The following is a 25751-nucleotide window of genomic DNA, read 5'->3' as shown; positions in this document are numbered from 1 at the left end:
AAGGAGTTCTACAACTCGACGCCCAGGTTTTTCACCTGGTTTTCAACCTGCTTTTCCGAGATGGCCAGGTAATCGTCTTCCTGTGTCTGCAAGGCCGCCGTGGCTTTGAAGACCAGCCACAGCGCGCCGGTAAACAAGGGAAGCAACATGGCGAGAATGAGCGCTCCCGTAATCTGTTGCCGCAACCCCAAGCGCATTCCATTATTTCCTCCTCTGTCTGCACGTCTCAACTAACTCCATAATAAGGTCAGTGGAAAATTCGGTAAATAACGAATATTTGTAATTTACATATTTTTAAAAAACATTGTAATCCATTGTGCGCTTTCGTAAAAAACTTTCATGCCCCGCAAAAAAAAGAAGCCCCGGCGATTCGCCGAAGCTCTTGTTTCCAACAGGATTTCGCATCTTTTGTCTGCTGTGCCTCACTCTTCGCCGGACCGTCGCGCCCAGAATGCCGCCGGAACGCCCCGCAGGTCGAGCCAGTCGCGGAGCGCGCCGGTCAAGAGACAGGGACGGTTGCGCAAATCGGCGACGCGGGAAGAGCCGGTCAATGCCAGGTTGACTTGGAGGGCGTGACGGAAGCTGTCGATCCAGCCTTGGGCCGCCTTGTCGCCCTCGGCGTTCCCTGACGGACTGAAAGCGCCCGGACTGCCGCCGAGCAGACCTTTGAGCGGCGCGCCGGCGATGCCGACCAGCGAGGCGCCCATGGACAGCGCCTTAGCGGCCTCCCAGCCGTCGCGGATACCGCCGCTGGCGATGACTGTCGCCTTGTCGCCGGACGGCTGCCTGCTTTCAACAGTCCAGACCGTTTCCGCTAGGCTGGCCGCTGTCGGGATGCCCCAGGACTCAAAGGCAGGGATGCTTTGCCCTTGGCGGCGGAGTTCGATAGCCACGAAGTTGGTGCCCCCGGCGCCGCCCACATCAATGCAGCGGACGCCAAGGTCGAGGAGACGCTTCGCCGTCTCCATCGAGATGCCGGCGCCGACCTCTTTGACGATGAGCGGCACGGGGCAATGGCGGACCAGTTCGGCGATGTTCCCGGACCAGTGGCGGAAATCTCGGTCCCCTTCCGCCATGGCCAGTTCCTGCGCCGGGTTCAAGTGCACCTGCAGCCCGTCGGCTTCCAGCATGTTGACCGCTTCCAGCGCTTTTTCGGCCGGCGTGTTCGGGTTGACATTGGCGAAGACGACGCCGTCAGGGTTTTCGTCGCGCATCACCCGGTAGGAATCGCGCAGCCGGGGATCGCGCAACGCCGCCGCCTGGGAACCGACGGCGACGGCCACGCCGTTGCGGGCGGCCAGTCGCGCCAGGCGGCGGTTGATCTCCGTCACCAGCGATGTTCCTCCCGTGATGGCGTTGATCAGCAACGGCATGGTCAGCCTTTTGCCCATCCACGGTACGGACAGATCGACGGCGCGAAAATCAACCGTCGGAAGGGCGTCATGGAGGAGCCGCACGTCGTTAAATCCGTTCGAGAGGGGACCGTCGTCCAGGGCGAGGGCTTGCCGGATGTGATCAAGTTTGCGTTGCTGGCGAATGTCCAAAAAATGTTCCCCCTAGAATATCGCCCAAATGCCTATTCAGAATCCTTGGCGGCGCCAGGCTTGCGTGACAGGGCCACTTTGCCGGTGCGGACCATCTCGACGATGCCGTGGTCAGCCAGGACCTCGCAAAGGGCGTCGATCTTCGTCTCTTCGCCGGTCAGTTCGATGACCATCGTCTCTCGGTTCACATCGACGATCTTGGCGCGGAAGATCTCGACGATGTCAACGATGTCAGAACGGGTCTCCGGTCGGGCCTTCACCTTGATCAGCGCCAGTTCCCGCTCGATCAAGGGTTCCGCCGTCAGCTCCACGATTTTGATCACGTCGACCAGTTTGGAGAGCTGGTTGACCACCTGCTCCAGGTTGCGGTTGTCGCCTTCCACCACGATGGTGATGCGGGTGACGTCGGCTTCTTCCGTATAGCCGGCGGTGATGCTCTCAATATTGAAGGCCCGCCGGGCGATGAGGCCGGCGATGTGCACCAGCACGCCGGGGCGGTTTTCGACCAGCACAGCGATCGTATGGCGCATATCACTTTACCTCCCCGTTGATCATCTGGTCCAAGGGCGCGCCGGCCGGGACCATGGGCAGCACGTTCTCATCGGCGCAGACGCGGATATCCATAACGACCGGACCTTCCGTCGCCAGCGCTTTGGCGATGACTTCCGGCAATTCTTCCGGCGTCTCGGCCCGCAGCCCCGTGGCGCCGAAGGCCTCAGCCAGTCGCACATAATCGGTGCCGCCGTTGGCAAAACGGGTGTAAGAGTAGCGCTGGTTGAAGAACAGCTTCTGCCACTGGCGCACCATGCCGAGGACGTTGTTGTTGAGAATGGCCACCTTGAGCGGCAACTGGTGCTCTACAGCAGTGGCCAGTTCCTGACAGTTCATCAGGAAGGAACCGTCGCCGCTGATCAGCACCACCGGTTCATTCGGTTGCCCCATCTGAGCGCCGATGGCCGCCGGCAGGCCGTAGCCCATCGTGCCCAGTCCACCGGAGGTGATAAAGGAGCGCGGCCGCTGGAAGCGGCAGTACTGGGCCGCCCACATCTGGTGCTGGCCTACGTCGGTGACGATGACGGCCTCACTCTTCGTCTGGCGGTCGATTTCCTCGATCACCGACTGCGGTTTGATCACGTCGTCGCTCTTCTGGTAGCTCAGGGGCGCTTCTTCGCTCCAGCGGGTCACCTGAAGGCGCCAGTCCTCCCATCGTCTTCCGCCTTCGCCGCCCAGATCGGCCATGGCGCTTTCCAGCGCGGCCAGGCTCCAGCGCAGGTCCCCCACGACGGCCAGATCAGCGACAACGTTTTTGTTCACTTCCGCCCGGTCGATGTCAAAGTGGGCGATGCGCGCATTGGCGGCGAACCGCGCCAGCAGGCCCGTCACCCGGTCATCGAAGCGAACGCCGATGCCGACGAGGAGGTCGCATTCCATGACAGCCCGGTTGGCCGCCACGGTGCCGTGCATCCCCACCATGCCCAGGAACAAGGGGTCGGTAACGGGGATAGCCCCCAGTCCCATCAGGGAACCGATCACGGGGATCCGGTGTGTCTCCACGACCCGCCGCAACAGCGGCGCCGCTTCGGCGTTGATGACACCGCCGCCGACGAAAAAGAGGGGCTTTTTCGCCTCGGCCAGCGCCTGCGCAACCGCCTCCACCTCTGCGGGCTTGCCTTCCGCCTGCGGTTTGTAGCCGCGCAGTTGGACCGTCTCGGGGTACTCAAAATCGATCGTCGTCGTCATCAGGCACTTGGGCACATCGATGACGACCGGTCCCGGACGGCCCGTCCGGGCGATGTAGAAGGCCTCCTTGATCACCCGGGGCAGGTCTTTGGCGTTCTTGACCAGGTAGTTGTGCTTGGTGATCGGGGCCGTGATCCCGGTGATGTCCGCCTCCTGAAAGGAGTCCTTGCCGATGACGGAAAGGGGAACCTGGCCAGTGATGCAGACCATAGGCACAGAATCCATATAGGCGGTGGCGATGCCGGTGATCAGGTTCGTCGCCCCCGGCCCCGAAGTGGCGAAACAGACGCCCACCTTCCCCGTAGCCCGGGCATACCCGTCAGCGGCATGGGCGGCGCCCTGTTCGTGCCGGGTCAGAACATGCCGGAGTTTGCAGTCATAGAGGGCATCATAGAGCGGAAGCACCTGCCCGCCCGGATACCCGAAAATCAGTTCCACCCCTTCCTTCTCAAGACTGGTGACGATGGCTTGCGCTCCGGTCATCTTCATCCCTGACACCTCATCTTTCAGTTATTCCTTGTTGATAAATAGAAAACCCCCGCCGCTTGATCAAAGCAAGAGGCGAGGGGTCTTTCGCGGTACCACCCTTGTTCGGCCGTCCCGGAAAACGGAACAGCCCTCAGTGAGGCAAGACAGGCTTGCCCCCGGTCCCATAACGGCGACCAACCGGCCCGGCTTAATCAGGTCAAACCCTTTTCAGCCTGCTCCTTGGAGAGGATTTTCCCGCCTGAGGCCGCAGTGCCGTCTTTCAGCCAAGAACGGCTCTCTGGTGACTGCGGGGGATCGCGGTACTCTTTCTCCGCATCGGATTTACCATCACTTTTTCATTGGCTGAACGTTCCTTGATGAATCGTTCTCGATGGTTGTTTCCTTATATTCTATACAGGAGCCAAAATCCTTTCAAGGGGTTCCGATGAAATTTCCGTTGACGGTCTCCTTGCCTGCGATTGTGGTCTTTCCCCCTCTTTGTTACAATATAGCTGGCATAAGAGGTTCCTCAGGGGGCAAAGCAATGGGCGCATTGAAAGAGACGGCCCAATGGGTTGTCACGACATACGGCGATCTCGGCTTATTTATCGGACTTTTTCTCGAATTTATCGGCTTCCCCTTCCCCGGTGAACTGTCGCAAGCCTTCGCTGGCTTCCTCATCTCTCAGGGTCACCTGAACCTGTATATCACACTGCCCATCTGCATCGCCGGCAGCCTGTTCGGTTCCATGGCCGCCCATGTCATCGGCAGTCGTTACGGACACCGTCTCCTCTATGAATGGGGTCCCCGCTTGGGGCTGAAACGCCGGTATATTGAGAAGTCTGAGAAGTGGTTTCGCAAAAACCGTCTTTCCATGATCTTGTTCAGCCGCTGGGTCCTTGGCGTCCGTCACGTCACCCCCTATTTCACCGGTCTGGTCCGCATGCCCTTCTGGGAAGCCTTCTTCTGGAATCTGATCGGCTCCATCCTCTGGTGTGTGCCCTTGATTTTCATCGGCATTCTCGTCGGGGAAGCCTATGAGGCCTTCATGCATGAGTTTCACCGCTACGTGAGCCTGCTGGTCTGGGGCGCCGTCATCTTCGGCGGATTCTTCTACCTCTATTACCGAACGGCAACCCGGCCCAAGCTCCGGGAAAAAGAGGCGAACGCAGAAGAGAATCCAAAACCGTAACCGCGTCGACATCGCTCGACGCGGTTTTTTATTGTGATGGAGCGGTTTAGAACCGGACCAAAACGAGGCCGGCGAAGGTGAGCGCCACCGCCAGCGACTGCAGGGCCGTCAACCGCTCTTTATAGATCCAGACGGAGAGAAGCACGATCACCAGCCCGTACAGGGAAAAGACAGGCGAAATCACTGAGGCCGGTCCCTGGGAGAGGGCGTAGGCGTACAGTTGTAGACCGCCGAAGGATCCGACGCCGCTGGCCAACCCCCAGCCCAGTGTGGGCAAGCGCTTCTCCGGCGTGATGGCGATCAGTTCCCCCCAGTGCCGGAAGATGAAATAGATGAGCGGAAAAAGATAGCTGAAAAAAAGCACGGCGCTGTTGTCCAGGCCCATCTCCTGGGTCACCTTGAGCCCGCCGTTGCGCACGGCGAAGAGCAGCGTGCTCAGCAAGACAAGGGCCAGCCAGTGCAACGACCCGCGCGCGCCTCCGGCGCCGCTAGGCCTTAGCGCGATCAGGATGATGGCGACAACGATGCAAAAGACGCCGGCAGCCTTGACCCATCCCAGCGTCTCTCCATAGACCAGGACGGAGAGCAGGATGACAAGCACCACATTCATGTTGACGATCGGCGACGCCAAACTGGCCGGCCCTGTCTCCAATGCCCGCATAAAGGCGAAATTTCCCCCGGCAGAACCGAGGCCGATCACCAGCCCGGCCAGCAGGATGAGGATCCCGGCGGCGGCGCCGCCACCCAGCCAGGTAAAGAGAAAGCCAAGGGTTCCTGAAAGGTACAAGCCGATCAAGACCATCGACGTTGGAACGCCGCGCATCTGGCCCACCTTCATCCCGAACCCCGCGAGCCCAAAGACGACAGCACTGATCACAGCGATGAAAAGCCACATGAAATCCCGTTCACCCCATTTAGTGTGATTGCTGGCGCAAAGAGGCGCCTGTCCTGCCCTACCCGGCAAGACGGAGGCGCCTGGTTGTTGTCGTTTTATTGTTTTTCCCTATTACGATTCCATGCGCTGCGACGAAAAAAGATCTACCGCCGATGACCGCCCATGAACCCTCCGCGCACCAGCATTTGAATCGCTTTCTGGCGCGCGCTTGATGAGTTATCCGCCGAAACGACGAGCATCCGTTCACGAGCGTAGACGCCGCAACGGATATAATCCTCCTTCGACAGTTGGACCTCTCTCTCTCTCGGGCTGTAATCGAGTAATTGAAAGTCGCAGAGTTCATTCGGCTCATAAACAAACAACCAATACAATTCTGTCACCTGCTGGCTCATCAACCGCTCCGGCTCACGGGCTTCCGGTTGATTTTATCGATTTATTGCATTACTAATTTTTATTTCATGGATATCTCCCTCAATTCCTGCTTTTTCTGTGCAAAAAAAATACAAATTGCTCACTTTTTTTGTTGCAAAGAAAATCCGCCCCCGGATGACCGGAGACGGAAAAACAATTTTTATGAGAGGCAAACTCTTTGCTTTAACCGATTGTTGCCACTCCCCTATCATCCACATGATAGGGGGATGTATTTGCCCCATCAGGGCAGAGGATTCTCCAGGCGTACCCCTCTCTGCTGGTGACAGCGAACACAGTACGCTGATTTTTCGGTATGGCATTTGTAGCAAAACCGTTCCGGATCGCGGTTGGTGTTGACAACGCGGCCATGCTCCCGTTCCCATTCGGCCAGATCGCCGTGTGGGTTCTGATCCTTCGTCAACGCAAAATAGCCCACAAGGGCGAAGGCGACGACGATAACGAGCGTGAGCAGGCGCGCAAAGGGCGACCCTTTCACCGTTAGGCCTTCGCCCGCTCGGCGGCGACGACCTGGAAGGCCTCTTCGGCGGCGGCGATGGTGAAGTCGAGGTCCTCTTTCGTCATGGCCAAGGAGAGGAAGGCGGCTTCGAACTGGGAGCAGGCCAGATAGACGCCGCGGTCCAGCATCGCCCGGAAATAGGTCCCGAATGCGGCCGTATCGGAGGTGCAGGCGGAGGCGAAGTCGATGACCGGCTTGTCGGTGAAGAATCCGGTCAGCATGGAGCCGACGCGGTTCGTCCAGACAGGGACGCCGGCCTTTTCGGCAGCCTTCGCCAGGCCGTCCGCCAGATAGGCCGCCTTCTCATCAAGCGCGGCATAGGTTCCGGGCCGCTTGAGGATCTCCAGGGTGATGATACCGGCGGTCATGGCCAGGGGGTTGCCGGAAAGGGTTCCCGCCTGGTAGATGGGACCGGCCGGCGAGACTTTTTCCATGATCTCAGCCTTGCCGCCGTAAGCGCCGACGGGCAGGCCGCCGCCGATGATCTTGCCTAGGCAGGTGAGGTCCGGTTCGACGCCGTAGAGGGTCTGGGCGCCGCCGAAATCGACGCGGAAACCGCTCATGACCTCGTCGACGATCATCAGCGCGCCATACTGGCGAGTCAGTTCACGAACGCCTTGCAGGTAACCGGGCGCGGGCGGCACAACGCCCATGTTGCCAGGAACGCCTTCGATGATGATGGCGGCGATGTCGTCGCCGGCCTCTGCAAAGATCGCCTTTAGCGTCTCCAGGTCGTTGTAGGGGGCGGTGATCGTGTTGTTGGCGATGTTGGCGGGCACGCCGGGGCTGGTGGGCACGCCGAGGGTCAGCGCACCGGAACCGGCCTTGATCAGCAGGCTGTCGGCGTGGCCGTGGTAGCAGCCTTCGAACTTGACGATCTTGCTCCGGCCCGTATAGCCGCGAGCGAGGCGCAGGGCGCTCATGGTCGCCTCGGTGCCCGAGTTGACCATCCTCACCATGTCCATGGCCGGGAAGGCTTCCAGGACCAGCTTGGCCAGGCGGCTTTCCAGTTCAGTCGGCGCGCCGTAGGAGGTGCCACGGTCGATGGCCGCTTTCAGCGCCTCCGACACCTCGGGGTGGACATGGCCCACGATCATGGGGCCCCAGGAGCCGACATAATCGACATACTTGTTGCCATCCACGTCATAGAGGTAAGCGCCTTCAGCCCGATCGATGAAAACCGGGTTGCGCCCGACCGATTTGAAAGCCCGCACGGGGCTGTTCACCCCGCCGGGGATCAGGGTTTTCGCTTCAGCAAACAGTTGTTCCGAACGATCGTAAATCCGGCTCAAAAAAGTCGCCCGCCTTTCCAGTGCGATTTTATTAGAATGCTTCTTTTCGCCAAGAGTTCCGAAAAAACCTTTTACGAAAGCAGCACCCACGCGGGGCCGGCAAGGGCCCCGCCTCGCGGGTGCTGACTGTGGCGTCAATACAGTTTTTCCTATGCTTCTTCGGTAAAATAGCGCATGCTCGTCTTCTTCAGTTCCTCTGTGGAGAAGAGCAGGCGGTAGTTGGTGATCCCCGTCGCGGCCGAGATGCGGCGGGCCACCGCTTCACAATCCTCACGGCTCTCGCCGTGGATCATGGTAAAGTGGCTGTAAGGCCAGCCGTCGAAGCGGGGGCGCTGGTAGCAATGGGAGGCCTCAGGGAAGGTAGCCATGATCCGGCCTACCTCTTCAGCCCGCTCCTCCGGCACATCCCAACAGCCCATTCCGTTGGCGGTAAAGCCCACTTCCCGGTGGCGCAGGGCGACGCCGAAGCGGCGCATCTGCCCTTCCTCATGGTAGCGGCGCGCGCGGGCGATCACATCCTCTTCGGTCAGCCCCACCTGTTCGGCCAGCGCCGCAAAGGGTCGCGACACGACGGGCAGGTCGTCCTGCAAGAGGCGAATCAGCTTCTTATCGGTTTCTGTCAGCATTGCCTGCCATTCCCTCCCGCGCGTCATTCCGCCGCCGCAGCAGCGGTTGGGGATTGCTTGTCCAGTTTGAAATCGACCTTGATCTTGAAAAAGCGAACCGCCGGCAGGTTGTGAACCTCACAGCCCGTCTTTTCCCGGATCTCGTCGAGCACCTTGTCCATGTACTCCGGCGAAGGCGTGATCAACGTGAACCAGACGTTGAACTCATGCTCCCGCAGGTAGTTGTGAGTGACACCGGGGTAGCTGTTGACAACCTCAATGGCCAGGTCCAGCTTATCGGCAGGCGCTTTCATGGCGCAGAGGGTCGACTTGTAGCCGAGGGCGCGGGAATCGAAGATCCCGCCGATGCGCCGGACGAGCCCCTGGTCCTTGAACCGCTGCACCCGCTCGATCACATCGGATTCGGTTGTTCCCAGCGTTTCAGCCAGTTGCTTATAGGGTTCGGCGACGATGGGAAAGGATGACTGGATGATGGTGAGTAAGCGCCGATCCAGGTCATCAAGGCTCATGGCTTAGTACCCCTTCCGGCCGTGGTAGAGGCACCAGGGTTCTTCGGCCATGAAGTTCCCGTTGTGATAGTAGTAGGCGCGAGCCCGGCAGCCGCCGCAGGAATAGCGGTATTTGCAGGAGCCGCAGCCGCCTTCATACTTCAGCGTGCGCAGTTCTTCGAAGATGGGGGCCGTTTTCCAGATCTCCGAGAAGGGCATCTCACGGACATTGCCGGCGGAGATGTTCAGGTAGGCGCAGGGCTGGACGACACCGACAGGCGAGATGATGCAGTAGTGGGTGCCAGCCAGGCAGCCCCGGGCATAGCGCATGTCCATGCCCATTTCCTTGGCGATACGCATGAACTGGGGAGCGCAGGTCGGCTTCAGTTCGATGTCAACGGTCTTCTGCTTCTCCATAATCTCCGTCAGGATCTCTTCATACTGCTCCGCCTTCAGCGACTCTTCCTCGATGCTGACAGCCCGGCCGGTGGGCACCAGGAAGAAGGTGTGGTGGCCGACAGCGCCGATCTCGACGGCGAAATCGGTGAGCGCATTGACCTCATGACGGTTCCAGTCCATGACGGTCGTGTGGATCTGGAAGCCCAGACCTTCCTCACGGCAGTTCTCCATCCCACGAACCGCCTCATCCCAGGCGCCGGGGTAACGACGGAACTCGTCGTGCTTCTGCTTGTCCAACGAGTCAAGGGAGATCCCCATGCCCATGGCGCCGGCCTTTTTCAGATCACGGGCCAGTTCCCGCGTGATCAGCGTGCCGTTGGTGCCAAAGACAGAGCGCAAGCCCTTCGAGGTGGCATACGCGACCAGTTCGACGATATCAGGCCGCATGAGCGGCTCCCCGCCGGAGAAGATCATGATCTTAAAGCCGGCCTTGGCGATCTCATCGAGCAGTTGCTTGCCCTCTTGCGTATTCAACTCCTGATCCGCCTTCGCCCCCGCATCACGGTAGCAGTGGTCACAGAACATATTGCACTGGTTCGTTGTATTCCAGGAAATAATCAAGAAAGAGCCCCTCCTTTTTCGGTGGATAAATATGACTTTTCTGTCTAGTTACAATTCAGCATTTCTTAGCAAACGGAGCCGATACACCCCCGCTAATCGCAAATGATAGCCGAAGCATGGGGTGTATTGGCGCAGTGAGCGGTTTGAGCGGAGCGAGTCGCCGCGGAGCTCTTAGTGAACGGAGCCAATACACCCCCGCTTCCCTGAGTGTCTGCAGGGGGCGTATCGGCGCAGTGAGCGATTTGAGCGGAGCGGCGAAAAGCGAGCGAGGCGGCAGAGCGAAAAAGGCGCGCCACGACATGCAGAAAAACCCTAATCGTTTGGCGCGCCCGCTCTGACGTTGAGCGAGCCGCCGCGGAGCTCTTAGCGAACGGAGCCAATACACCCCCGCTTCCCCAACACGTAAGTTGGGGGTGTATCGGCGCAGTGAGCGGTAGGCGGAGCGGCGCCTACTCGTTCATCCACCGAATCGCATCCTTCGCATGATAGCTGATGATCAGATCCGCCCCGGCCCGCTTCATGCTGAGCAGGATCTCCAGGGTGATCCGCTTCTCATCGATCCAGCCCTGGGCAGCGGCCGCCTTGACCATGGAGTACTCGCCGGAGACGTTGTAGATGGCCACCGGCAGGTCAAAGGTCTCCTTCAGACGGCGGACGATGTCCAGGTAGGCCAGACCGGGCTTGACCATGATGATGTCGCAGCCCTCCTGGATGTCCAGCGCTGTCTCGCGAAGCGCCTCGGTGCTATTGCCAGGGTCCATCTGGTAAGAGCGGCGGTCGCCCCACTTGGGCGACGACTCGGCCGCATCTCGGAAAGGCCCGTAGAAGGCAGAAGCGTACTTGGCTGAGTAGGACATAATCGGCACGCCCTCAAAGCCGGACTCGTCGAGGGCGTCGCGGATAGCGCCGACCCGCCCGTCCATCATGTCCGAAGGAGCGACCATATCGGCGCCCGCTTCGGCATGGGAGACAGCCGTTCTGGCCAGGTAATCGAGGGACGGGTCGTTGAGGATGCGGTTGCCGTCGACGATGCCGCAATGGCCGTTCGTCGTGTACTGGCAGAGGCAGACGTCGGTGATGACGTACAACTCAGGGCACGCGTCCTTGACCGCCTTGACCGCCTCTTGGACGATGCCGTTGGGATCATAAGCGCCGGAAGCGACCTCATCCTTTTCAGGCGGGATGCCAAACAGTTCCACCGACCGGACGCCCGCCTTGTAGGCGTCGACAGCCTCTTTGACGATGTTGTCGACAGAGAGCTGGCATACGCCTGGCATGGAACTGACGGGATTGACGACGTCTTTCCCCGGAACGGCGAAGAGCGGGTAGATCAGGTCTTCCGGACGAAGATGAAATTCCCGCACCATGTCGCGCAGAACCGCGTTCTCCCGCAGGCGCCGGGGCCGCTGAATGGGGTAGCCGGAAAGGATGTGTTTCATCCCGTTGATTCCCTCCCAATAAACATCACGTAAAGGTCAGGCAAGCATCGCGTCGATGCTGCCGGTTACTCGGCGATGCCGATTTCCTCGTCAGTCAGGTAGCAAGCGGGATCAGACTCCCAGAAGTCGCCGGTGACGGCTTCAGCGCGGGGACGGAAGTTGCCGTTGCAGACATTGAGCCACTTGCACTTGGCGCAGCGGCCTTTCAGCAGAGGCTTGCGGTCCTTCAGGCCAGCCAGGATGGCGCTGCTGGAGGTGTCGGTCCAGATCTCTTTGAAGGGCCGTTCCTTCACATTGCCAAAGGTGTGGTTCTGGGTGAACTGGTCGGGGTGGACAAAGCCCTGGGAATCGACGTTGGCGAAGGCGATGCCGGAGCGGTTGCCGCCGTTGAGCTGCATCAGCTTCCAGACCTTCTCGGCCAGTTCGGGGTTCTTTTCTTTGGTCTTCAGGTAGAGATAGACGATGTCGGCGTGGTTGTCGACGGTCAGCAGCTCGCAGTTGAAACCACGGTTGAAGAAGTCGACCGCCTTTTTCATGAGCAGGTCCATGAAGGCGCGCGATTCGGCGTGGTTCACGTCTTCTTCCGTCATGTTGCTGCCACGGCCCGAGTAGACCAGGTGGTAGAAACAGACGCGGGGGATCTTCTCTTCTTCGATGAGGTTGAAGATATTTTCAATGTCGTTGACGTTGTGGCGGTTGATGGTGAAGCGCAGGCCCACGCGCTGATCGATGGCCAGGCAGTTGCGGATGCCGGCCAGGGCGTCTTCAAAGGCGCCTTTCTTGCCGCGGAACTTGTCGTTGTTCTCGCCGATGCCGTCGAGGCTGATGCCCACATAGCCGACGCCGTACTTCTTGATCTCCTTGGCCACGTCAGGTGTGATCAGGGTGCCGTTGGTGGAAAAGGTGACGCGGATGTTGCGCTTGGTGGCATGGGCGACCAGGTCGAAGATGTCAGGGCGCATGAGCGGCTCGCCACCGGAGAGCAGCAGGACGGGCACATTGAAATCAGCCAGGTCATCGATGAACTTGAGGGCTTCTTTCGTGGTCAGCTCGCCGGGATATTCAATCTCATCCGAGTCGGAATAGCAGTGGATGCAGTGAAGGTTGCAGGTCCGGGACACGTTCCAGGCCACCACCGGGCCGTAACCGGCTACGGCGCCATCGCGTTGCCCTTTGGAGCCATGGGCATAACGAAGGCTGTCGCCAAAGTTTTCTACGCCGCAGAGCAGTTTACTTACTCCGATCATGGTGTTCCTTCCTCTCCCGTTTTTCAATCAAATGAAAAACTAAATAAATTTATTGGACAATATGGGCAAAAATCGCCAATTGCAGGAAGCGTTTTTCCCGTTGCTTCGTCATCGCTGCGCGTCCATACGACATCATGGCATTACTTTTGCTAGACTTGCCGGCGAAAACGCTTCCCCTATGTTTCTAGAATAAGGCCCTGTGGACTTGGCTCAGCAAAGGTTTACTCGTAGCGATTACTCGTTGATGCCCCAGTAGGACAGCAACGCCTTTGTCAAACCAGGGATGGTGTATTCGGTGGCTTCCACGTCCACATTCAAGCCCAGTTCGCGCATCGTGTCGGAGGTGATGGGACCGATGGAAGCCATAGTCACGCCTTCGAGCAGGGCATTGCGTTCAGCCACATCTTCCACGCCGAGCATGTCGACGAAGTTACGGGCGGTGGAGGAACTGGTGAAGGTGACGGCGTGGATCAGCTTGTCTTGCAGCATCTGACGGAGCAGGACGGCGTCGCCGCCGCCGCGGACGGTGCGGTAAGCGACCACATCGTCGACCTGGGCGCCGAAGGAGGCCAGGGCTTCAGGAAGGATCTTGCGGGCGATGTCGGCCCGGGGCAGCAACACCTTGCGGCCCTGCCAGTCGTCGAGGTTTTTCAACCCTTCGATGATGGCCTCGGCGCGGTATTCTTCCGGCACGAAGTCGGTCTTCAGGCCAAACTTCTGCAGTTCCTTGCGGGTTTGCGGCCCGATGGCGCAGAGACGGATGCCGCAGAGTTCGCGGATGTCGTGGCCGATGGCGAAGAAGCGCTCAAAGAAACGCTGCACGCCGTTGGGAGAGGTGAAAATGATCCACTCGTATTCGTGAACCTTGGCGATGGCTTCTTCCATCGGCGCGGGATCTTCCGGCTCCTGAATGTCGATGGTGGGGAACTCCCAGGGCTCGCCGCCCATTTCTTCCAGGCGGGCAGCGAAAGCCGACGCCTGCTGGCGGGAGCGGGTGACGACAATGCGTTTGCCGAAGAGGGGTCTTTCTTCGAGCCAGGCCAGCTTTTCGCGCAGTTTGACCACTTCGCCGACGATGATGATGGCCGGGTTCTGGAAGGCCGCTTCTTTCGCCTTCTGGGCGATGTCGGCCAGGGTGCCCGTCAGGGTGCGCTGTTCCGGGCGGGTGCCCCAGCGGATCAGGCCGACCGGCGTCTCAGGGCTGCGGCCGTGTTCCATCAGCTTCGCGGCGATATGGGGCAGATTGCCCATGCCCATCAGGAAGACGAGGGTGCCGATGCCGGTGCTGATTTTGGCCCAGTCGATAGCCGAATCTTCCTTGGTGGGGTCTTCATTGCCGGTGATGACGGCGAAGTTGGAGGTGAAGTCGCGGTGGGTGACGGGGATGCCGGCATAGGCCGGAACGGAGATGGCCGAGGTGATACCGGGGACGATCTCGAAGGGAACGCCGGCTTCGCGGAGGACTTCCGCTTCTTCGCCGCCGCGACCGAAGACGAAGGGGTCGCCGCCTTTCAGGCGGGTAACGATCTTGCCTTCCAGGCCTTTGACCTTGAGGACTTCGTTGATCTCTTCCTGTCTATAGACATGCTTGTCCGGCCCTTTGCCAACGAAGATAAGTTCGGCGTCAGGCCGCGCATAGGTGAGCAACCGGTGACCGGCCAGGCGGTCGTAGACGAGCACCTCGGCCTTTTTGATGCACTCCAGACCTTTCACGGTGATGAGGCCCGGATCCCCCGGTCCGGCGCCGACCAGATAAACCTTCCCTACCTTTTGCTTCATCACAGATCCGTCTCCTGTCTTACTTGGATTAATATCTCTCTGGCCCCCTGTTGCAGCAGTTTTTCGGCCAGACGGACGCCCGCTTCTTCGGGATCAGCCGGATCGCCCTCCACTTGGTCGCGGCAGATGTTCTTGCCGTCCAGGGAGGCGACGACACCATCGACGATGAGTTTGTCGCCGCACAAGCGGCCAAGCGAACCAATGGGCACCTGGCAGCCGCCCTCAAGGGTGCGGAGCAGCGCCCGTTCGGCGCGGACACAGACGGCCGATTCGGCGTGGTTCAAAGCGCCCACGAGGCGACCGATCTCTTCGTCGCCTTCACGGATCTCGATGCCCACAGAACCCTGGCCGACAGCCGGCAGGCACATGTCGACGGGTATGTATTCGGTGATCTTCTCGGCCCAGCCGAGGCGCTTCACGCCAGCGGCAGCCAGGATCAGACCGTCGAGGTTTTGTTCTTCCATCTTGCGCATCCGCGTCTGCAGGTTGCCGCGGATATCGACGAGTTGGAGATCGGGACGCACCTTCCATAGTTGGGCCTTGCGGCGCAGGCTGGCCGTGCCGACCTTCGCGACCTGGGGCAGGTCTTCCAGACCGCCGCCGTCGCGGGAGATTAGGATGTCGCGGCAGTCCTCGCGCACACAGATAGCGCCGATCGTGCAGCCTTCCGGCAAGACCGTCGGCAGGTCTTTCATGGAGTGGACGGCCATGTCAATCTCGCCATTCAGCATGGCCACTTCCAATTCCTTCGTGAAGAGCCCCTTGTCGCCGATTTTGGCCAGGGCTACGTCGAGGATCTTGTCACCCTTGGTTTTGATGTGCTTGACCTCAAAGGATTGTTCTGGATAGAGCTCTTTCAGGCGTTCAAGCACCCAGTGGGTCTGCCAGAGGGCGAGGGCGCTGTCCCGGGTACCGATGACAACGGGTCGTTGAAGTGCTGACATTACGGCTGACTCCTTCTATCAGATTGATCGTCGCGGCCTTTGGACCGCTGTCCGGCGATCTCGAGGGAAAAGAGGTTTTGCAGGATCTCTGAGTAGAGGTGCCCTTCCGGGCTGGCCGCATAGTGGCGGATCTGGGTGATGGGGTCATGGAGCAGTTGTTTGACGATCGATGATGCCATGGCGCCGATGGTCTTCTGGTCCTTGTCAGAGAGACTTTTCAGCTTCGCTAAAACTCGCTCCAGTTCTTTTTCCCGGATCGCCTCCCCCTTGTTTTTTAGCGCGACGATGGTGGGTACGACAAACAGGGAGTTGAGCCATTTGAGAAACTCGGCGATCTCCTGTTCCACAATGAGTTCGGCTTCAGAGGCCGCCTTCTGGCGCTGGGCCAGGTTCTGGTCGACGACGCTTTGCAGGTCGTCGATATCGAAAAGATGCACACCGGGCACGGTGGCCACGGCGGGATCGATATCCCGGGGAACAGCGATGTCGATCAAGAAAAGCGGGCGGTCGGGACGGGTGCTCATGACCTTTTCCACCAGTTCGCGCCGGATGACGTAGTGAGTCGCTGCAGTGCAGGAGATGACGATGTCAGACTCCTCCATCCGCGCCGAGATCTCGTCATAAGAGACGGCCTTGCCGCCGCAGCGGCGTGCCAGTTCCTCGGCCCGTTCGCGGGTGCGGTTGGCTACGAGGACCGTGGTGACACCGTTGGCGATTAGGTGGGTCAGGGTAAGTTCGCTCATCTTGCCGGCGCCGAGGATCAGCGCCGAGCGGCCTTCCAGGGTGGTGAAGACCTGTTTGGCCAGTTCAACGGCCGTATAGGAGGTGGATACGGCATGCTGGTCGATGCCGGTCTCCGTGCGGATGCGTTTGCCGACGGTGATCGCCTGCTGAAACCAGGTGTTAAGGATGCTGTTGGAGGTTCCCGCCTCACAAGCCGCCTGGTAGGTCCGCCGGACCTGGCCGAGGATCTGTGTCTCGCCGAGCACCATCGAATCGAGGCCTGCGGCGACGCGGAAGAGATGGCGAATGGCGTCGTAGAGGGTGTGGGTGTAAAAGAAGCTGGCGAATTTGTCAGCCTCCAGCTTGCCTGACTGGGTAAAGAAGCGGCGGACGGCGGCCTGTCCCTTTTCGATGTCTGTCGTGGCTGCATAGACCTCCGTCCGGTTGCAGGTCGACAAGATGGCGCAGCCCTCGATGGCCGGTTCTGAGTGAAGGCGGCGCAAGGAATCGATGAGGATATGCTCCGGGAAAGAGAGTTGCTCCCGGATCTCCACTGGCGCCGATTTATGGTTCAAACCTACGACGAAGATAAACACTGGGCGATTCGCTCCTTAAGGGCTTGATCGTCACCTGCCTGGATGCACTCCAGTAGTTCCGCCTCGGCCAGGGTCTCGAAGATCGCCTTGCGCCGGGCCGGGTTGGGCACTTCGCGAAGCACCTGCTCGCGGAGACTTTTCATCACCTGCAGGTACTCGCAATACTCCTCGCCAAAGGTCGCCTCCAGCTTTTCGCGGATGCGGCGGGCGATGGCCGGGCTGCATCCGTTGGTGGAGATGGCGATAGTCAGATCGCCCCGCCGCACAACGGCGGGAACGTAGAAATTGCAGAGTTGCGGGATATCAACGGTGTTGATCAAGATGTTGCGCTGAAAACAATCGCGGGCGACCTGCTCGTTGACCGCTGACACATCGGTGGCGGCGATGACGACCATGTGTCCGGCGGCGTCTCCATCCTGGTACTCGCGCAAGTGGCAACGAAGCTTGTCTTCGTCCACCCAGCGTTGAATCTCAGGCGTGAGTGCCGGGCTGATGACGGTGACGCGGGCGCCCACCTCTAAGAGGGATTCGATCTTTCTCTCGGCCACCTGACCGCCGCCGACGACCAGGCACGGTTGCCCCTCCAGCCTTAGCAGCAATGGATACAACAGCATAGCCCCTTTCTCTGCCCCGACGGACGATGCGCGAAAGGTATCTTCCATCACAGGACGCTATTTCTCTCTCTAAAATCTTTTTAGAAATATGTTTTCAAAAAGTTTCTCAAAGAGTTCCTAACATGAAACGCTAATTCGCATACCCGTGCAGACCGCTAAGGAAATAGTTGACGCCAAAATAGGTGAACAAGACGGCTATAAAACCGATGATCGACATCCAAGCGGCGCGCCGCCCTCGCCACCCGTAGGTAAAGCGGGCATGGAGGTAGGCGGCGTAGATCAGCCAGGTGATCAGTGACCAGGTCTCCTTCGGGTCCCAACTCCAATAGCGTCCCCAGGCGAATTCCGCCCAAATGGCGCCGGTGATGATGCAGAGCGTCAGGAAGGGAAAGCCGAGGGCGATCAGCCGGTAGCCGATCTCATCTAATTTTTCGGAATCAGGAAAAGCAGCGGCCAACCCTCGCGTGGCGCCGCTTTTTTCTGAAGAAACCTTCCAGAGGTACATGAGGCCGATGCCGAAAGAGAAGGCAAAGGCGCCATAGGCGATCATGGCCGTTGCCACATGGATGGTCAGCCAGTTCGACTGCAACGCAGGCATGAGGGGCCGGGCGGCCCGCTCAGCCGGTGACATATCGACGGCCACATAGGCCAGGAGCAGCCAAGCGGTAGGGATGACAAAAGCGCCCGCGATGGGGATTTGAAACTTCCGCTCGGCAAAGAGATAGACAAAAGCGATACCCCAGGAGAAGGCCAGCAGAAACTCATAGCCGTTCGTCAGGGGCACATAGCCGGCAACAATCGAGCGCATCGCCAGGGCCGCCGTATTGACGATTACGCCGGCAACGGTGATGTAATAACCGATGCGGGCTAGAGCAGGCTTGCGCAGGACCAGGAAACAGATATACAGGAAGGCGGCGAGGCCGTATGCGGCAAAGGTGGCGTAAAAAAGCAGGTTCTCTTCCATGCCCATGGTCGTTTATGCCTCCATTCCTTTCCTGTCCGGATTGACGTAAGGTTCGATCAGCCCTTCAAACTCTCGGGCAAAGGCGATTTTGTTTTTCGCAGCTGTCCCGCCCACATGGAGCCGGCTGCCGCCATCTCGCGACTCGACAACCGCCCGGACCTGGCGGTGGAAGAGATAGAAGGAGAAGCTCAATCCAATCAACAGCAGAGCGCAACCGAGCCAGACAATATTGACGCCGGGATCGCGACGGATGGTCAGACCGGTGTAAGGCTTGTACTCGGGAAAAGTGACCTCGGCCAGGCCGCCGGCGATCGTCTCCGCCTTGCCAATCTCGGCCGCTCGCGCATCGATCTGCTGGCGTCCTTTGTAGACGACAAAGACGATGCGAGGATTGTTAGGATCACTCGATTTGGAGATCATTCCCCGCGCCGGATCAAAGTCAGGGATGTACTTGTAGACGAGGACCGCCAAATCGGTTCCGGCGACAGGAATGGCGTCGCCCTCTTCGACCGTATAGGCATGTCCCTCAGGATCATTCTTCGACGTGATTTTTGCAACAATGTTGGCCCCATAAAAGGCCTGGTAGACCTTATAACCGCGGTATTCCAGCGGGTCGTTGACCTGGATTTCCTTGGTCATGATCTCCCGGCCGTTTTCCATCAGCGTGAGGGTGCTGAACCAGTCGGCGATACTGCCGTCTTCACGGAAGACGGTCCGAAAGTCGTTGACGCGGATCTCCAGGTTCTCCTCTTTCGGAAGGCCCGGCACGTCAGCAAAGCGAAAGGTCTTGCCAACCTGCGCCGGCATGCGCCCCTCTTCTCCGCCATAGAGACCGACGACACCGCCGACGAGGATGACCAGCATCCCTACATGGGAGAGCAGAGAACCCCAGAGGCCGAACCTTCCCTTGTCAGCGTATATGTAGCTTTTGCCGTCACGAGACTCGGAAAATACGCGGTAACCGAGGCGCTGCCAGCGTTCGGAAACATGGCTGACCAACTTGTCGACAGGCTCGGGTCGTTCCGTCGTCAGCTTCTGCGGAAGCCCGCCGATAGACTCGACGCCGGTGGGCAGCGACGGCTGGGAGAACTGGCGCCAGATCCCGGGCGCCCGGTTGAAGGTGCAGATGAAGAGGTTCATCGCCAGCAAGAAGAGCAGGATCATGAACCAGGAACTGTGATACATATCGTTCAGACCGAGGGCGCTGTATAGCGAGTACAGGGATCCGTATTGCCGGGGATCGCCGTTTTGCGGAATGATCGTGCCAATGATCGACGCGGCGGCAATGAGAAGCAGAAGGAACAAACCGAGCTTCATGGAACTGAAAAAGTCCCAGAGCCGATCCACAAGTCCTTTGTTGGTTCCGGAGGCATCCTCCCGTTCTTCCTGGGGTTGGACCAACCTTCCTCACTCCTTCAACTTTCAACGTAACCTATTCTAGCACATCCCCCTAGAGGGAAAAAGGATATCCGTCACGTTTTAATAGGTTCGCTTTTCGATGTACTCGGCGATCACCGCCAGGGTGTCCCGCGTCGGGATGGCCGGAAGGCGTGTCAATTCCTCTTTCGCCTTGTCCAGGTATCGGCGGGCGATGATCTGGCTGCGCTCGACGGCGCCGGTTTGTTTGATGATCTCGATGGCCCGGCAAACCTCATCCTGGCTCTTTTCCTTTTTGGCCACCAGGGTTCGCAGCGCCGGGTCGCGGCTCTCCCGGAGCGCCTCCAGGATCGGCAGGGTCATGATGCCCTGGCGGAGGTCGGAACCGATCGGTTTGCCCAGTTCCTTTTCATCGGCCATCATGTCCAGGATGTCGTCGGTGATCTGGAAGGCCATGCCCAGGTGATGACCATACATTTTTAAGGCCCTCACCGCCGAGGGATCTGCCTTGACGGCCATGGCGCCCAGTTGGCATGACGCAGCGATCAGGAGCGCCGTCTTCCGCTTGATCCGGTAGAGGTAGTCCCGGAAGGTTTGATGAACATCATAGGTGGCCTCCATCTGCTGGATCTCACCCTCGCACATCTCCACGCTGATCTTCGCCAGCACCGCCGTCATGGCAGGATCGTTCAATTCAGAGATCAGCAGCAGCGACCGGGCGAAGAGGTGATCCCCCGTGTGCAGGGAGATGCGGTTTCCCCAGCGCGCTCGGACGGTCGGGATGCCCCGGCGCGTCTTCGACTCGTCGACCACATCGTCATGAACAAGGGTAGCCATGTGGATCAATTCGAGGGCCACCGCCAACGGCAGCAATCGCTCCATGGCGTAGTGGTGAAATTTCCCGGCCAGCAACACGAAGGCGGGCCGCAACCGTTTCCCGCCCGCATGGAGCAGGTGGCTCGAGGCGGCGGTCAGTGTCGGCAGGGACGTGTCGACGTACTTTTGCAATTCCGCCTCAACCTTGGCCAGGTCGGCTTGGATCTCATGAAATAATTGAAACTGCATGCTGTCACCTGCTCCAATAACATGAATAAAGACACGCCGGTTGAGACGTGCCCTTACAGATCAGTTGTCCTTTGAAGGAGCATCCCCTTGGGTATCGTCCTTCACCGGGGGCTTTGCCTTCAATTCTTTTGTCTCTTCCCCGTCATTGCTGACAGCGCTTTTGAACTCATTGATCCCGCGACCCAGGGATCGGCCAATCTCGGGGAGCTTGCCCGCCCCAAAAATCAGCATGGCCACGACGAGGATCAATAACAGTTCCGGTATGCCTAAGGAACCCAACACCAAGCACCTCCCTGGCCAACGCCCGCGGGGACGGTTAAAACGCCGGTTCTTTCATTAAAATGGCCCGTTTGCAACACGATTATGACGCAAGGGCTTTGTCGCCAGGAACAGGCCGACAATCGATGGTCGGGCCTCCTGCACGCTTCTTTGAAGGTATTATCGCATAATGGACGAGCGCTGTAAAGAAAGTGCCTTCGCGAACCTTTTTTTCTGTCAGGGGCGGCGTTTCTATCGGCGCAGCGAACGTTCGCTGGCGTATTGGGAAAAAGTGGGGATTGGAATAGGGCCGGATTTCCTCCAGTAACTATGAACCGAAACCTATCTTGAAATCATGGGAAGCAAAAATGAAAACGTCAAAAAAGTGAAAAAACCGTATGAGGACGGAAGGAGACGTTCTATGTCCTACCTCATGATCCCTCCCGGTGGCCACCAACTGCCGCCTCTGCCCTATCCTTACAACGCCCTGGAGCCGGTGATCGGCGCGGAAACGCTGAAGATCCACCACGACCGCCACCACTTGTCCTATGTGGAAGGGTTAAACAAAGCGGAACGTAAACTGGTCGAAGCGCGCCAGCAGAACGATTTTTCGTTGATCAAGCACTGGGAGCGCGAGTTGGCCTTCCATGGTTCCGGTCATATCCTGCACAGCCTTTACTGGGCGATCATGGCCCCGCCCAGCCGAGGCGGGCAACCGGGACCCCATACCCGCGGCCAAGTGGCCGCCTATTTCGGTAACTTCCGCAGTTTTCAGGAGCAGTTCAGCGCCGCCGCCGCTGATGTGGAGGGATCGGGATGGGCGGTGCTCGTCTGGAATCCCGCCTGGCAGCGGCTCGAGGTCCTCATGGTTGAAAAGCACCAGAACCTGACCCAGTGGGGCGCCATCCCCATCCTGACCGTTGATGTGTGGGAACACGCCTATTACTTGAACTATCAGAACCGGCGCCGCGACTACATCAATGCCTGGTGGCAGTTGGTCAATTGGCTCGAGGTGGAGACGCGCCTGCTGCTCGCCATGCAGGGTCAATTGCCGCTCATCCCAGGTAGTTACCGTTAAAGGGTCGACGAAAGACCATCGTCTGAAACACGAAAGCCCGCGAGACCGCGGGCTTCTGGTTATTTGGGTGATTATGCGCTGATCACGGCGATCTCCGGGCAATTGCGCAGGTCGACCACATGGTTTTCCAGCCGGACGGAGGGCCTGTGGGGCAACCGGGGGTCCACCTTTTCCACCGTTCCGGAACTGCCGTCGGAAAGCAGCACCCGCATTCCCGTCAGGTAGAGCGGCGACAAACTGTCGATCAAGGCGTCGGCGGTCTCATGGCTGAACTGGATGCCTTTTTGCGAGTGGATATATTCGAAGGTGCGCAAGGGGCACCAAGCCTTCCGGTAAGGGCGGTCGGAGAGCAGGGCGAAGAATACATCGGCTACAGCGGTGATCTGCCCCGCCAAGGTGATTTGGTCGCAAGAACGTCCATAGGGGTAACCCAAGCCATCTTGCCGTTCGTGGTGTTCAGCGACGGCGTTCAGCACCAACGGATGATGCATCCCGGCTGCTTTCAACACCTTTATCCCGATGGCGGGGTGGTGTTTTACGATGTCGAACTCTTCCTCCGTCAGCTTCCCTGGATTCGTTAGGATGGCGCGCGGCAGCGACAGTTTCCCGATATCGTGGAGCGTAGCCCCCAGGCAATGATGGACCATGTCCTCTCGCCTGCAACCCAGTTGCCGGCTGATCAGAAGCGCCCCCAACCCCACTTCCAGGCAATGGACGAAGGTGTAGCCGTCTTTGCGCTTTAACTGGGCTAGCGCCTGCCGGAAGAAATGCAGGTCCAGCCTGTCAAGGGAAATCACCATCTCCTCTACGGCATCTGTAAGCCCGGTCAGTTCGGGACTTCGCCGGAAGACAATGGCTTGAAAGAGGTCATGCACCTTTTGACGCAGGCACTCGACCTGTTCCAGCGTTTCTTCGCGGCGCATATCGTAGTTGTGCTCGACAGCGGCATATTCGATCCCCCATGACCGCAGTTTGTCGATCATCGGGCCGCCGACGACTTCTCCCTTAGAACACAACAACAAGCCGGAATGGGAAACGATGATGTCTCCCGCCAGCACCATGCCGGTCTGCAATTGAGCTACCGATAAAAAACGTGGCGCCATGCCCTTTCATCCCCTGGCTGATGATGTTTCCCGTTGTCGCTTCGCCCCAAGGGTCGAAAATATGACCACCTATTGCCGCAGCGGACCAGTCCTTTCCAGGATCCACTCTAATTATAAAGGCATCGAAAAAATAAATCAATAATTATTATAATTTTGCAGTGCAGGTCGTTGAGATAACAAAAGCGCGCTTACAAGACAAAAGTGTAGTCATTCTGAAAGGGGAAGCCGATGACAGTGGATGGCGCAACCGCTAGAATGGAAGATGTAACAAAAAGAAAGTCAACAATGTAACATCTTACCCCGACCTTCATTGAAGGAGGAGTCCTGCGATGCCTGTTCGCAATGTTAGCGCCCGGATCAGGGAGATGCGCCTTGATCAACGCCGCCGGACGATCAGCGCGCTCTTCGACATCGTCGACGAAGGGATGCTTGGCCTTTCGCCTGTTCACCGCCGGAACAAGTACAGCCAGATGACAGAAAACGTTTTTCGCTTCTTCCGGGGAAGCGCCTGTCTCTTCTATTATGACGCAACCCGGTTCCCCACACCCTACCACACCCCCGAGCAGCAGCCGACCTGGATCCAGGGGGATCTGCACTTTGAAAACTTCGGCGCCTTTCAGGATCGTAAGGGCGACATCGTCTATGACGTGAATGATTTTGACGAGGGGTATCTGGGCTCATACCTCTATGACCTGTTGCGCATGGGCGCCTCCATCGTCCTGGTCGGCCAGATGGGAAATTTAAAAGAGAAAGAAATCGCCCATGCCGTTATGCGCTACCTGGAAGGATACGCGGCAGACATGGACGATTATGCCAGGAGGAAAAAATCTCCCCACAATGTCTCCTTCGACGCCGGCGACAGCGACGGCCCTGTCAAAAAATTGCTGAAAAAACTGGAGAAACAGGATGAGCGCAAGCTCTTGAACCGGATCACCACCGTTGCAGATGGAACCCATCGTTTTATCGTGAGTGAAGAGATCACACCGGCTAGCGAGACCCTTCGCAAGGAATTGACCGAGGCCTGGCCCGGTTACATAAGGACTGTCGACGACGATGTGCGGGAGCAGCCTGCCTTTTACCGGATCGAAGACGTAGCCGTCAAGAGCGGTTCCGGCACCGCCTCTATCGGTCTCGCCCGCTACTACCTCCTGGTCGAAGGAGATGCGGCATGCCATGACGATGATCTGGTCCTGGAGATGAAGGCTGCCAGCCCGCCGGTCCCGTCTTGTTTTCTCCCTTACCAGGAGACGTTCTTCCAATTGCTCGATCACCAGGGCAAACGGGTGGTGACAACCCAAAAAGCGATGCAGCACCGGGCCGACCCCTATCTGGGGTACCTGACCATCAACGGCCAAGACTTTTATGTGCGCCAGCGCTGCCCTTATAAAAAGAAGCTGCGTTCTGAGGCGGTGGTCGATGGCGACGACCTGGCCGAAACCGTCGCCCTGATGGGTCGCATCACCGCCAAGATTCACGCCCGGGCTGACGCCGATGTGGAACGGTCACTGCTTCCCCATCACAGTGAAGAGGCTATCGCCGAGGCCATCGATCGTGACGCCGGGGGCTTCATCTTGCAACTCACAGAGTGGTCGCTGGAGTACGCCCGTCGCGTTCAAGAGGATTACACCCTCTTTCAGGACCTCCTGGAGCGGTGGCCGGAGCCTAGATAAGCATCGTTTCTTCTATAAAAAACAGGACAACAAAGGACGTATTAAGACCGCGACACCCATTTTGGTTAAACCTCTGTTGCAGTATCACCGTTTCCAACATCGATATCTTCGTCATTCTCTTTACCTTGCCACTCATCAGCGATTTCTTTCCAATTCACCTCACGTGGAACCTTACCTGTCCATACGTCCCAAAACTGAGGATCATCAGACTTCGGTCGTTGGTCCTCGGTTAATTCTTTCATCTCCAACAGTATTGGGATTGGTGCTGCCAGCCCAAGTAAAATCGCTTTTCTTGTCGGTAAAACAGGAAGTTCTTTTAATAACGCGCCCAGATTGTCTGGAACCAAACTGCGCACAAGTTCTTGGTCCTTGTTATTTACAATTCTATGCAGTAAAAAGGTGTTGCATTGCGATAGCACTGTGGGAGACAATTCCGAAGGCCGCTGTGAGGATAATAGTAAACCGAGCCCAAACTTCCGACCTTCTCTGGCGATTCGTTCAAAGGTGTGACAACACATTTGTGACGGAGAAAAATAGTCTCCTTGAATATATTTGCTTACGAAAGTATGCGCTTCTTCTAACACCATTACTGTGGGAAGTTGCTCTCCATTTTTTCTTCGGTACCTTTGCAGCGCCTCAAAAACAACACGAGCAATAACAGCGACAACCAAATGCACTACATCTGTAGGTACAATTGATAA

At 58.4% G+C, this 25751-nt stretch carries 26 protein-coding genes; 3 read left to right on the top strand and 23 right to left on the bottom strand.

What is annotated here, in order from left to right; translation table 11 throughout:
- Window positions 1-8: 8 nt before the first annotated feature.
- The 4 genes from GTO91_RS03925 to ilvB form a co-directional block, all read right to left on the bottom strand.
- Window positions 9-197, bottom strand: coding sequence for a hypothetical protein (locus GTO91_RS03925; RefSeq protein WP_161255176.1), 189 nt, complete (start codon window positions 195-197; stop codon window positions 9-11).
- A 225-nt stretch (window positions 198-422) separates the two neighbouring features.
- Window positions 423-1544 carry a type 2 isopentenyl-diphosphate Delta-isomerase gene (fni, locus tag GTO91_RS03920; protein WP_161255173.1) on the bottom strand — a complete coding sequence of 374 codons (1122 nt, stop codon included), beginning with the start codon at window positions 1542-1544 and terminating at the stop codon, window positions 423-425.
- Between the two features lie 32 nt (window positions 1545-1576).
- Window positions 1577-2074 carry an acetolactate synthase small subunit gene (ilvN, locus tag GTO91_RS03915; protein WP_161255171.1) on the bottom strand — a complete coding sequence of 166 codons (498 nt, stop codon included), beginning with the start codon at window positions 2072-2074 and terminating at the stop codon, window positions 1577-1579.
- Window position 2075: 1 nt separating this feature from the next.
- Window positions 2076-3773, bottom strand: coding sequence for a biosynthetic-type acetolactate synthase large subunit (gene ilvB / locus GTO91_RS03910; protein WP_161255168.1), 1698 nt, complete (start codon window positions 3771-3773; stop codon window positions 2076-2078).
- Between the two features lie 523 nt (window positions 3774-4296).
- On the opposite strand from ilvB, the gene GTO91_RS03905 reads away from it, so the two are divergent.
- Complete coding sequence (locus tag GTO91_RS03905) at window positions 4297-4944, top strand: DedA family protein (protein ID WP_161255165.1); 648 nt, start codon at window positions 4297-4299, stop codon at window positions 4942-4944.
- Window positions 4945-4990: 46 nt separating this feature from the next.
- Here GTO91_RS03905 and GTO91_RS03900 read toward each other — a convergent pair whose 3' ends face one another.
- The 17 genes from GTO91_RS03900 to GTO91_RS03820 form a co-directional block, all read right to left on the bottom strand.
- Window positions 4991-5839 (bottom strand): EamA family transporter, encoded by an 849-nt coding sequence (locus GTO91_RS03900; RefSeq protein ID WP_161255162.1) that lies wholly within the window; start codon window positions 5837-5839, stop codon window positions 4991-4993.
- Between the two features lie 143 nt (window positions 5840-5982).
- Window positions 5983-6210, bottom strand: coding sequence for a hypothetical protein (locus GTO91_RS03895; RefSeq protein ID WP_161255159.1), 228 nt, complete (start codon window positions 6208-6210; stop codon window positions 5983-5985).
- Window positions 6211-6491: 281 nt separating this feature from the next.
- Window positions 6492-6746, bottom strand: coding sequence for a cytochrome c3 family protein (locus GTO91_RS03890; RefSeq protein ID WP_161255156.1), 255 nt, complete (start codon window positions 6744-6746; stop codon window positions 6492-6494).
- Between the two features lie 2 nt (window positions 6747-6748).
- On the bottom strand, window positions 6749-8059 hold the full coding sequence (hemL, locus tag GTO91_RS03885; protein WP_161255153.1) for a glutamate-1-semialdehyde 2,1-aminomutase: 1311 nt from the start codon (window positions 8057-8059) through the stop codon (window positions 6749-6751).
- A gap of 149 nt (window positions 8060-8208) precedes the next feature.
- Entirely contained in the window at window positions 8209-8685 is a 477-nt protein-coding gene (ahbB, locus tag GTO91_RS03880; RefSeq protein ID WP_161255150.1) for a siroheme decarboxylase subunit beta, read from the bottom strand.
- A 23-nt stretch (window positions 8686-8708) separates the two neighbouring features.
- The gene (ahbA, locus tag GTO91_RS03875; protein WP_161255147.1) at window positions 8709-9194 is read right to left on the bottom strand and encodes a siroheme decarboxylase subunit alpha; all 486 of its coding nucleotides are present in this window, start codon (window positions 9192-9194) and stop codon (window positions 8709-8711) included.
- A 3-nt stretch (window positions 9195-9197) separates the two neighbouring features.
- Window positions 9198-10193, bottom strand: coding sequence for a putative heme d1 biosynthesis radical SAM protein NirJ2 (nirJ2, locus tag GTO91_RS03870; protein ID WP_161255144.1), 996 nt, complete (start codon window positions 10191-10193; stop codon window positions 9198-9200).
- A gap of 449 nt (window positions 10194-10642) precedes the next feature.
- Complete coding sequence (gene hemB, locus GTO91_RS03865; protein ID WP_161255141.1) at window positions 10643-11632, bottom strand: porphobilinogen synthase; 990 nt, start codon at window positions 11630-11632, stop codon at window positions 10643-10645.
- 65 nt (window positions 11633-11697) lie between these two features.
- Window positions 11698-12879, bottom strand: coding sequence for a putative heme d1 biosynthesis radical SAM protein NirJ1 (nirJ1, locus tag GTO91_RS03860; RefSeq protein ID WP_161255138.1), 1182 nt, complete (start codon window positions 12877-12879; stop codon window positions 11698-11700).
- Window positions 12880-13113: 234 nt separating this feature from the next.
- A complete protein-coding gene (cobA, locus tag GTO91_RS03855; protein WP_161255137.1) occupies window positions 13114-14658 on the bottom strand; it encodes a uroporphyrinogen-III C-methyltransferase in 1545 nt (514 codons plus the stop codon).
- Entirely contained in the window at window positions 14658-15602 is a 945-nt protein-coding gene (hemC, locus tag GTO91_RS03850; RefSeq protein ID WP_161255136.1) for a hydroxymethylbilane synthase, read from the bottom strand. The genes cobA and hemC overlap by 1 nt, the downstream gene beginning before the upstream one ends.
- Entirely contained in the window at window positions 15602-16921 is a 1320-nt protein-coding gene (gene hemA, locus GTO91_RS03845) for a glutamyl-tRNA reductase (protein ID WP_161255135.1), read from the bottom strand. Before hemA ends, hemC begins: the two co-directional genes overlap by 1 nt.
- Window positions 16903-17535: a precorrin-2 dehydrogenase/sirohydrochlorin ferrochelatase family protein gene (locus GTO91_RS03840; RefSeq protein ID WP_161255134.1), complete on the bottom strand. Its 633-nt coding sequence runs from the start codon at window positions 17533-17535 to the stop codon at window positions 16903-16905. The genes hemA and GTO91_RS03840 overlap by 19 nt, the downstream gene beginning before the upstream one ends.
- A 130-nt stretch (window positions 17536-17665) precedes the next feature.
- On the bottom strand, window positions 17666-18505 hold the full coding sequence (gene ccsB, locus GTO91_RS03835; RefSeq protein WP_161255133.1) for a c-type cytochrome biogenesis protein CcsB: 840 nt from the start codon (window positions 18503-18505) through the stop codon (window positions 17666-17668).
- Between the two features lie 6 nt (window positions 18506-18511).
- On the bottom strand, window positions 18512-19900 hold the full coding sequence (gene resB / locus GTO91_RS03830) for a cytochrome c biogenesis protein ResB (protein WP_161255132.1): 1389 nt from the start codon (window positions 19898-19900) through the stop codon (window positions 18512-18514).
- Between the two features lie 78 nt (window positions 19901-19978).
- Window positions 19979-20941 carry a polyprenyl synthetase family protein gene (locus tag GTO91_RS03825; protein ID WP_161255129.1) on the bottom strand — a complete coding sequence of 321 codons (963 nt, stop codon included), beginning with the start codon at window positions 20939-20941 and terminating at the stop codon, window positions 19979-19981.
- A 60-nt stretch (window positions 20942-21001) separates the two neighbouring features.
- Window positions 21002-21223, bottom strand: a complete 222-nt coding sequence (locus GTO91_RS03820) for a Sec-independent protein translocase subunit TatA/TatB (protein ID WP_328793721.1) — start codon at window positions 21221-21223, stop codon at window positions 21002-21004.
- 397 nt (window positions 21224-21620) lie between these two features.
- Between GTO91_RS03820 and GTO91_RS03815 the strand changes: the two genes are divergently transcribed.
- Complete coding sequence (locus GTO91_RS03815; protein ID WP_161255126.1) at window positions 21621-22277, top strand: superoxide dismutase; 657 nt, start codon at window positions 21621-21623, stop codon at window positions 22275-22277.
- Between the two features lie 71 nt (window positions 22278-22348).
- Here GTO91_RS03815 and GTO91_RS03810 read toward each other — a convergent pair whose 3' ends face one another.
- On the bottom strand, window positions 22349-23380 hold the full coding sequence (locus GTO91_RS03810) for an HD-GYP domain-containing protein (protein WP_161255123.1): 1032 nt from the start codon (window positions 23378-23380) through the stop codon (window positions 22349-22351).
- Window positions 23381-23709: 329 nt separating this feature from the next.
- Between GTO91_RS03810 and GTO91_RS03805 the strand changes: the two genes are divergently transcribed.
- Entirely contained in the window at window positions 23710-25050 is a 1341-nt protein-coding gene (locus GTO91_RS03805; RefSeq protein WP_161255120.1) for a DUF2252 domain-containing protein, read from the top strand.
- Between the two features lie 65 nt (window positions 25051-25115).
- Here GTO91_RS03805 and GTO91_RS03800 read toward each other — a convergent pair.
- Window positions 25116-25751 (bottom strand): ATP-binding protein (locus GTO91_RS03800; protein WP_161255117.1); only part of this gene is annotated, 636 nt, incomplete at its 5' end.

The sequence above is a fragment of the Heliomicrobium undosum genome, assembly GCF_009877425.1.
Classification (GTDB): domain Bacteria; phylum Bacillota; class Desulfitobacteriia; order Heliobacteriales; family Heliobacteriaceae; genus Heliomicrobium; species Heliomicrobium undosum.
This window is presented reverse-complemented; position numbering and strand designations above follow the sequence as displayed.

What these genes read in the sequence shown, in the direction of transcription:
- GTO91_RS03905 (WP_161255165.1), top strand. Translation starts at nt 4,297, where the DNA reads ATGGGCGCATTGAAAGAGACGGCCCAATGGGTTGTCACGACATACGGC.
- GTO91_RS03815 (WP_161255126.1), top strand. Translation starts at nt 21,621, where the DNA reads ATGTCCTACCTCATGATCCCTCCCGGTGGCCACCAACTGCCGCCTCTG.
- hemC (WP_161255136.1), bottom strand. Translation starts at nt 15,602, where the DNA reads ATGTCAGCACTTCAACGACCCGTTGTCATCGGTACCCGGGACAGCGCC.
- hemB (WP_161255141.1), bottom strand. Translation starts at nt 11,632, where the DNA reads ATGAAACACATCCTTTCCGGCTACCCCATTCAGCGGCCCCGGCGCCTG.
- GTO91_RS03840 (WP_161255134.1), bottom strand. Translation starts at nt 17,535, where the DNA reads ATGCTGTTGTATCCATTGCTGCTAAGGCTGGAGGGGCAACCGTGCCTG.
- ccsB (WP_161255133.1), bottom strand. Translation starts at nt 18,505, where the DNA reads ATGGGCATGGAAGAGAACCTGCTTTTTTACGCCACCTTTGCCGCATAC.
- ilvB (WP_161255168.1), bottom strand. Translation starts at nt 3,773, where the DNA reads ATGAAGATGACCGGAGCGCAAGCCATCGTCACCAGTCTTGAGAAGGAA.
- nirJ1 (WP_161255138.1), bottom strand. Translation starts at nt 12,879, where the DNA reads ATGATCGGAGTAAGTAAACTGCTCTGCGGCGTAGAAAACTTTGGCGAC.
- cobA (WP_161255137.1), bottom strand. Translation starts at nt 14,658, where the DNA reads ATGAAGCAAAAGGTAGGGAAGGTTTATCTGGTCGGCGCCGGACCGGGG.
- ilvN (WP_161255171.1), bottom strand. Translation starts at nt 2,074, where the DNA reads ATGCGCCATACGATCGCTGTGCTGGTCGAAAACCGCCCCGGCGTGCTG.
- ahbB (WP_161255150.1), bottom strand. Translation starts at nt 8,685, where the DNA reads ATGCTGACAGAAACCGATAAGAAGCTGATTCGCCTCTTGCAGGACGAC.
- ahbA (WP_161255147.1), bottom strand. Translation starts at nt 9,194, where the DNA reads ATGAGCCTTGATGACCTGGATCGGCGCTTACTCACCATCATCCAGTCA.
- GTO91_RS03925 (WP_161255176.1), bottom strand. Translation starts at nt 197, where the DNA reads ATGCGCTTGGGGTTGCGGCAACAGATTACGGGAGCGCTCATTCTCGCC.
- GTO91_RS03805 (WP_161255120.1), top strand. Translation starts at nt 23,710, where the DNA reads ATGCCTGTTCGCAATGTTAGCGCCCGGATCAGGGAGATGCGCCTTGAT.
- GTO91_RS03825 (WP_161255129.1), bottom strand. Translation starts at nt 20,941, where the DNA reads ATGCAGTTTCAATTATTTCATGAGATCCAAGCCGACCTGGCCAAGGTT.
- GTO91_RS03900 (WP_161255162.1), bottom strand. Translation starts at nt 5,839, where the DNA reads ATGTGGCTTTTCATCGCTGTGATCAGTGCTGTCGTCTTTGGGCTCGCG.
- GTO91_RS03810 (WP_161255123.1), bottom strand. Translation starts at nt 23,380, where the DNA reads ATGGCGCCACGTTTTTTATCGGTAGCTCAATTGCAGACCGGCATGGTG.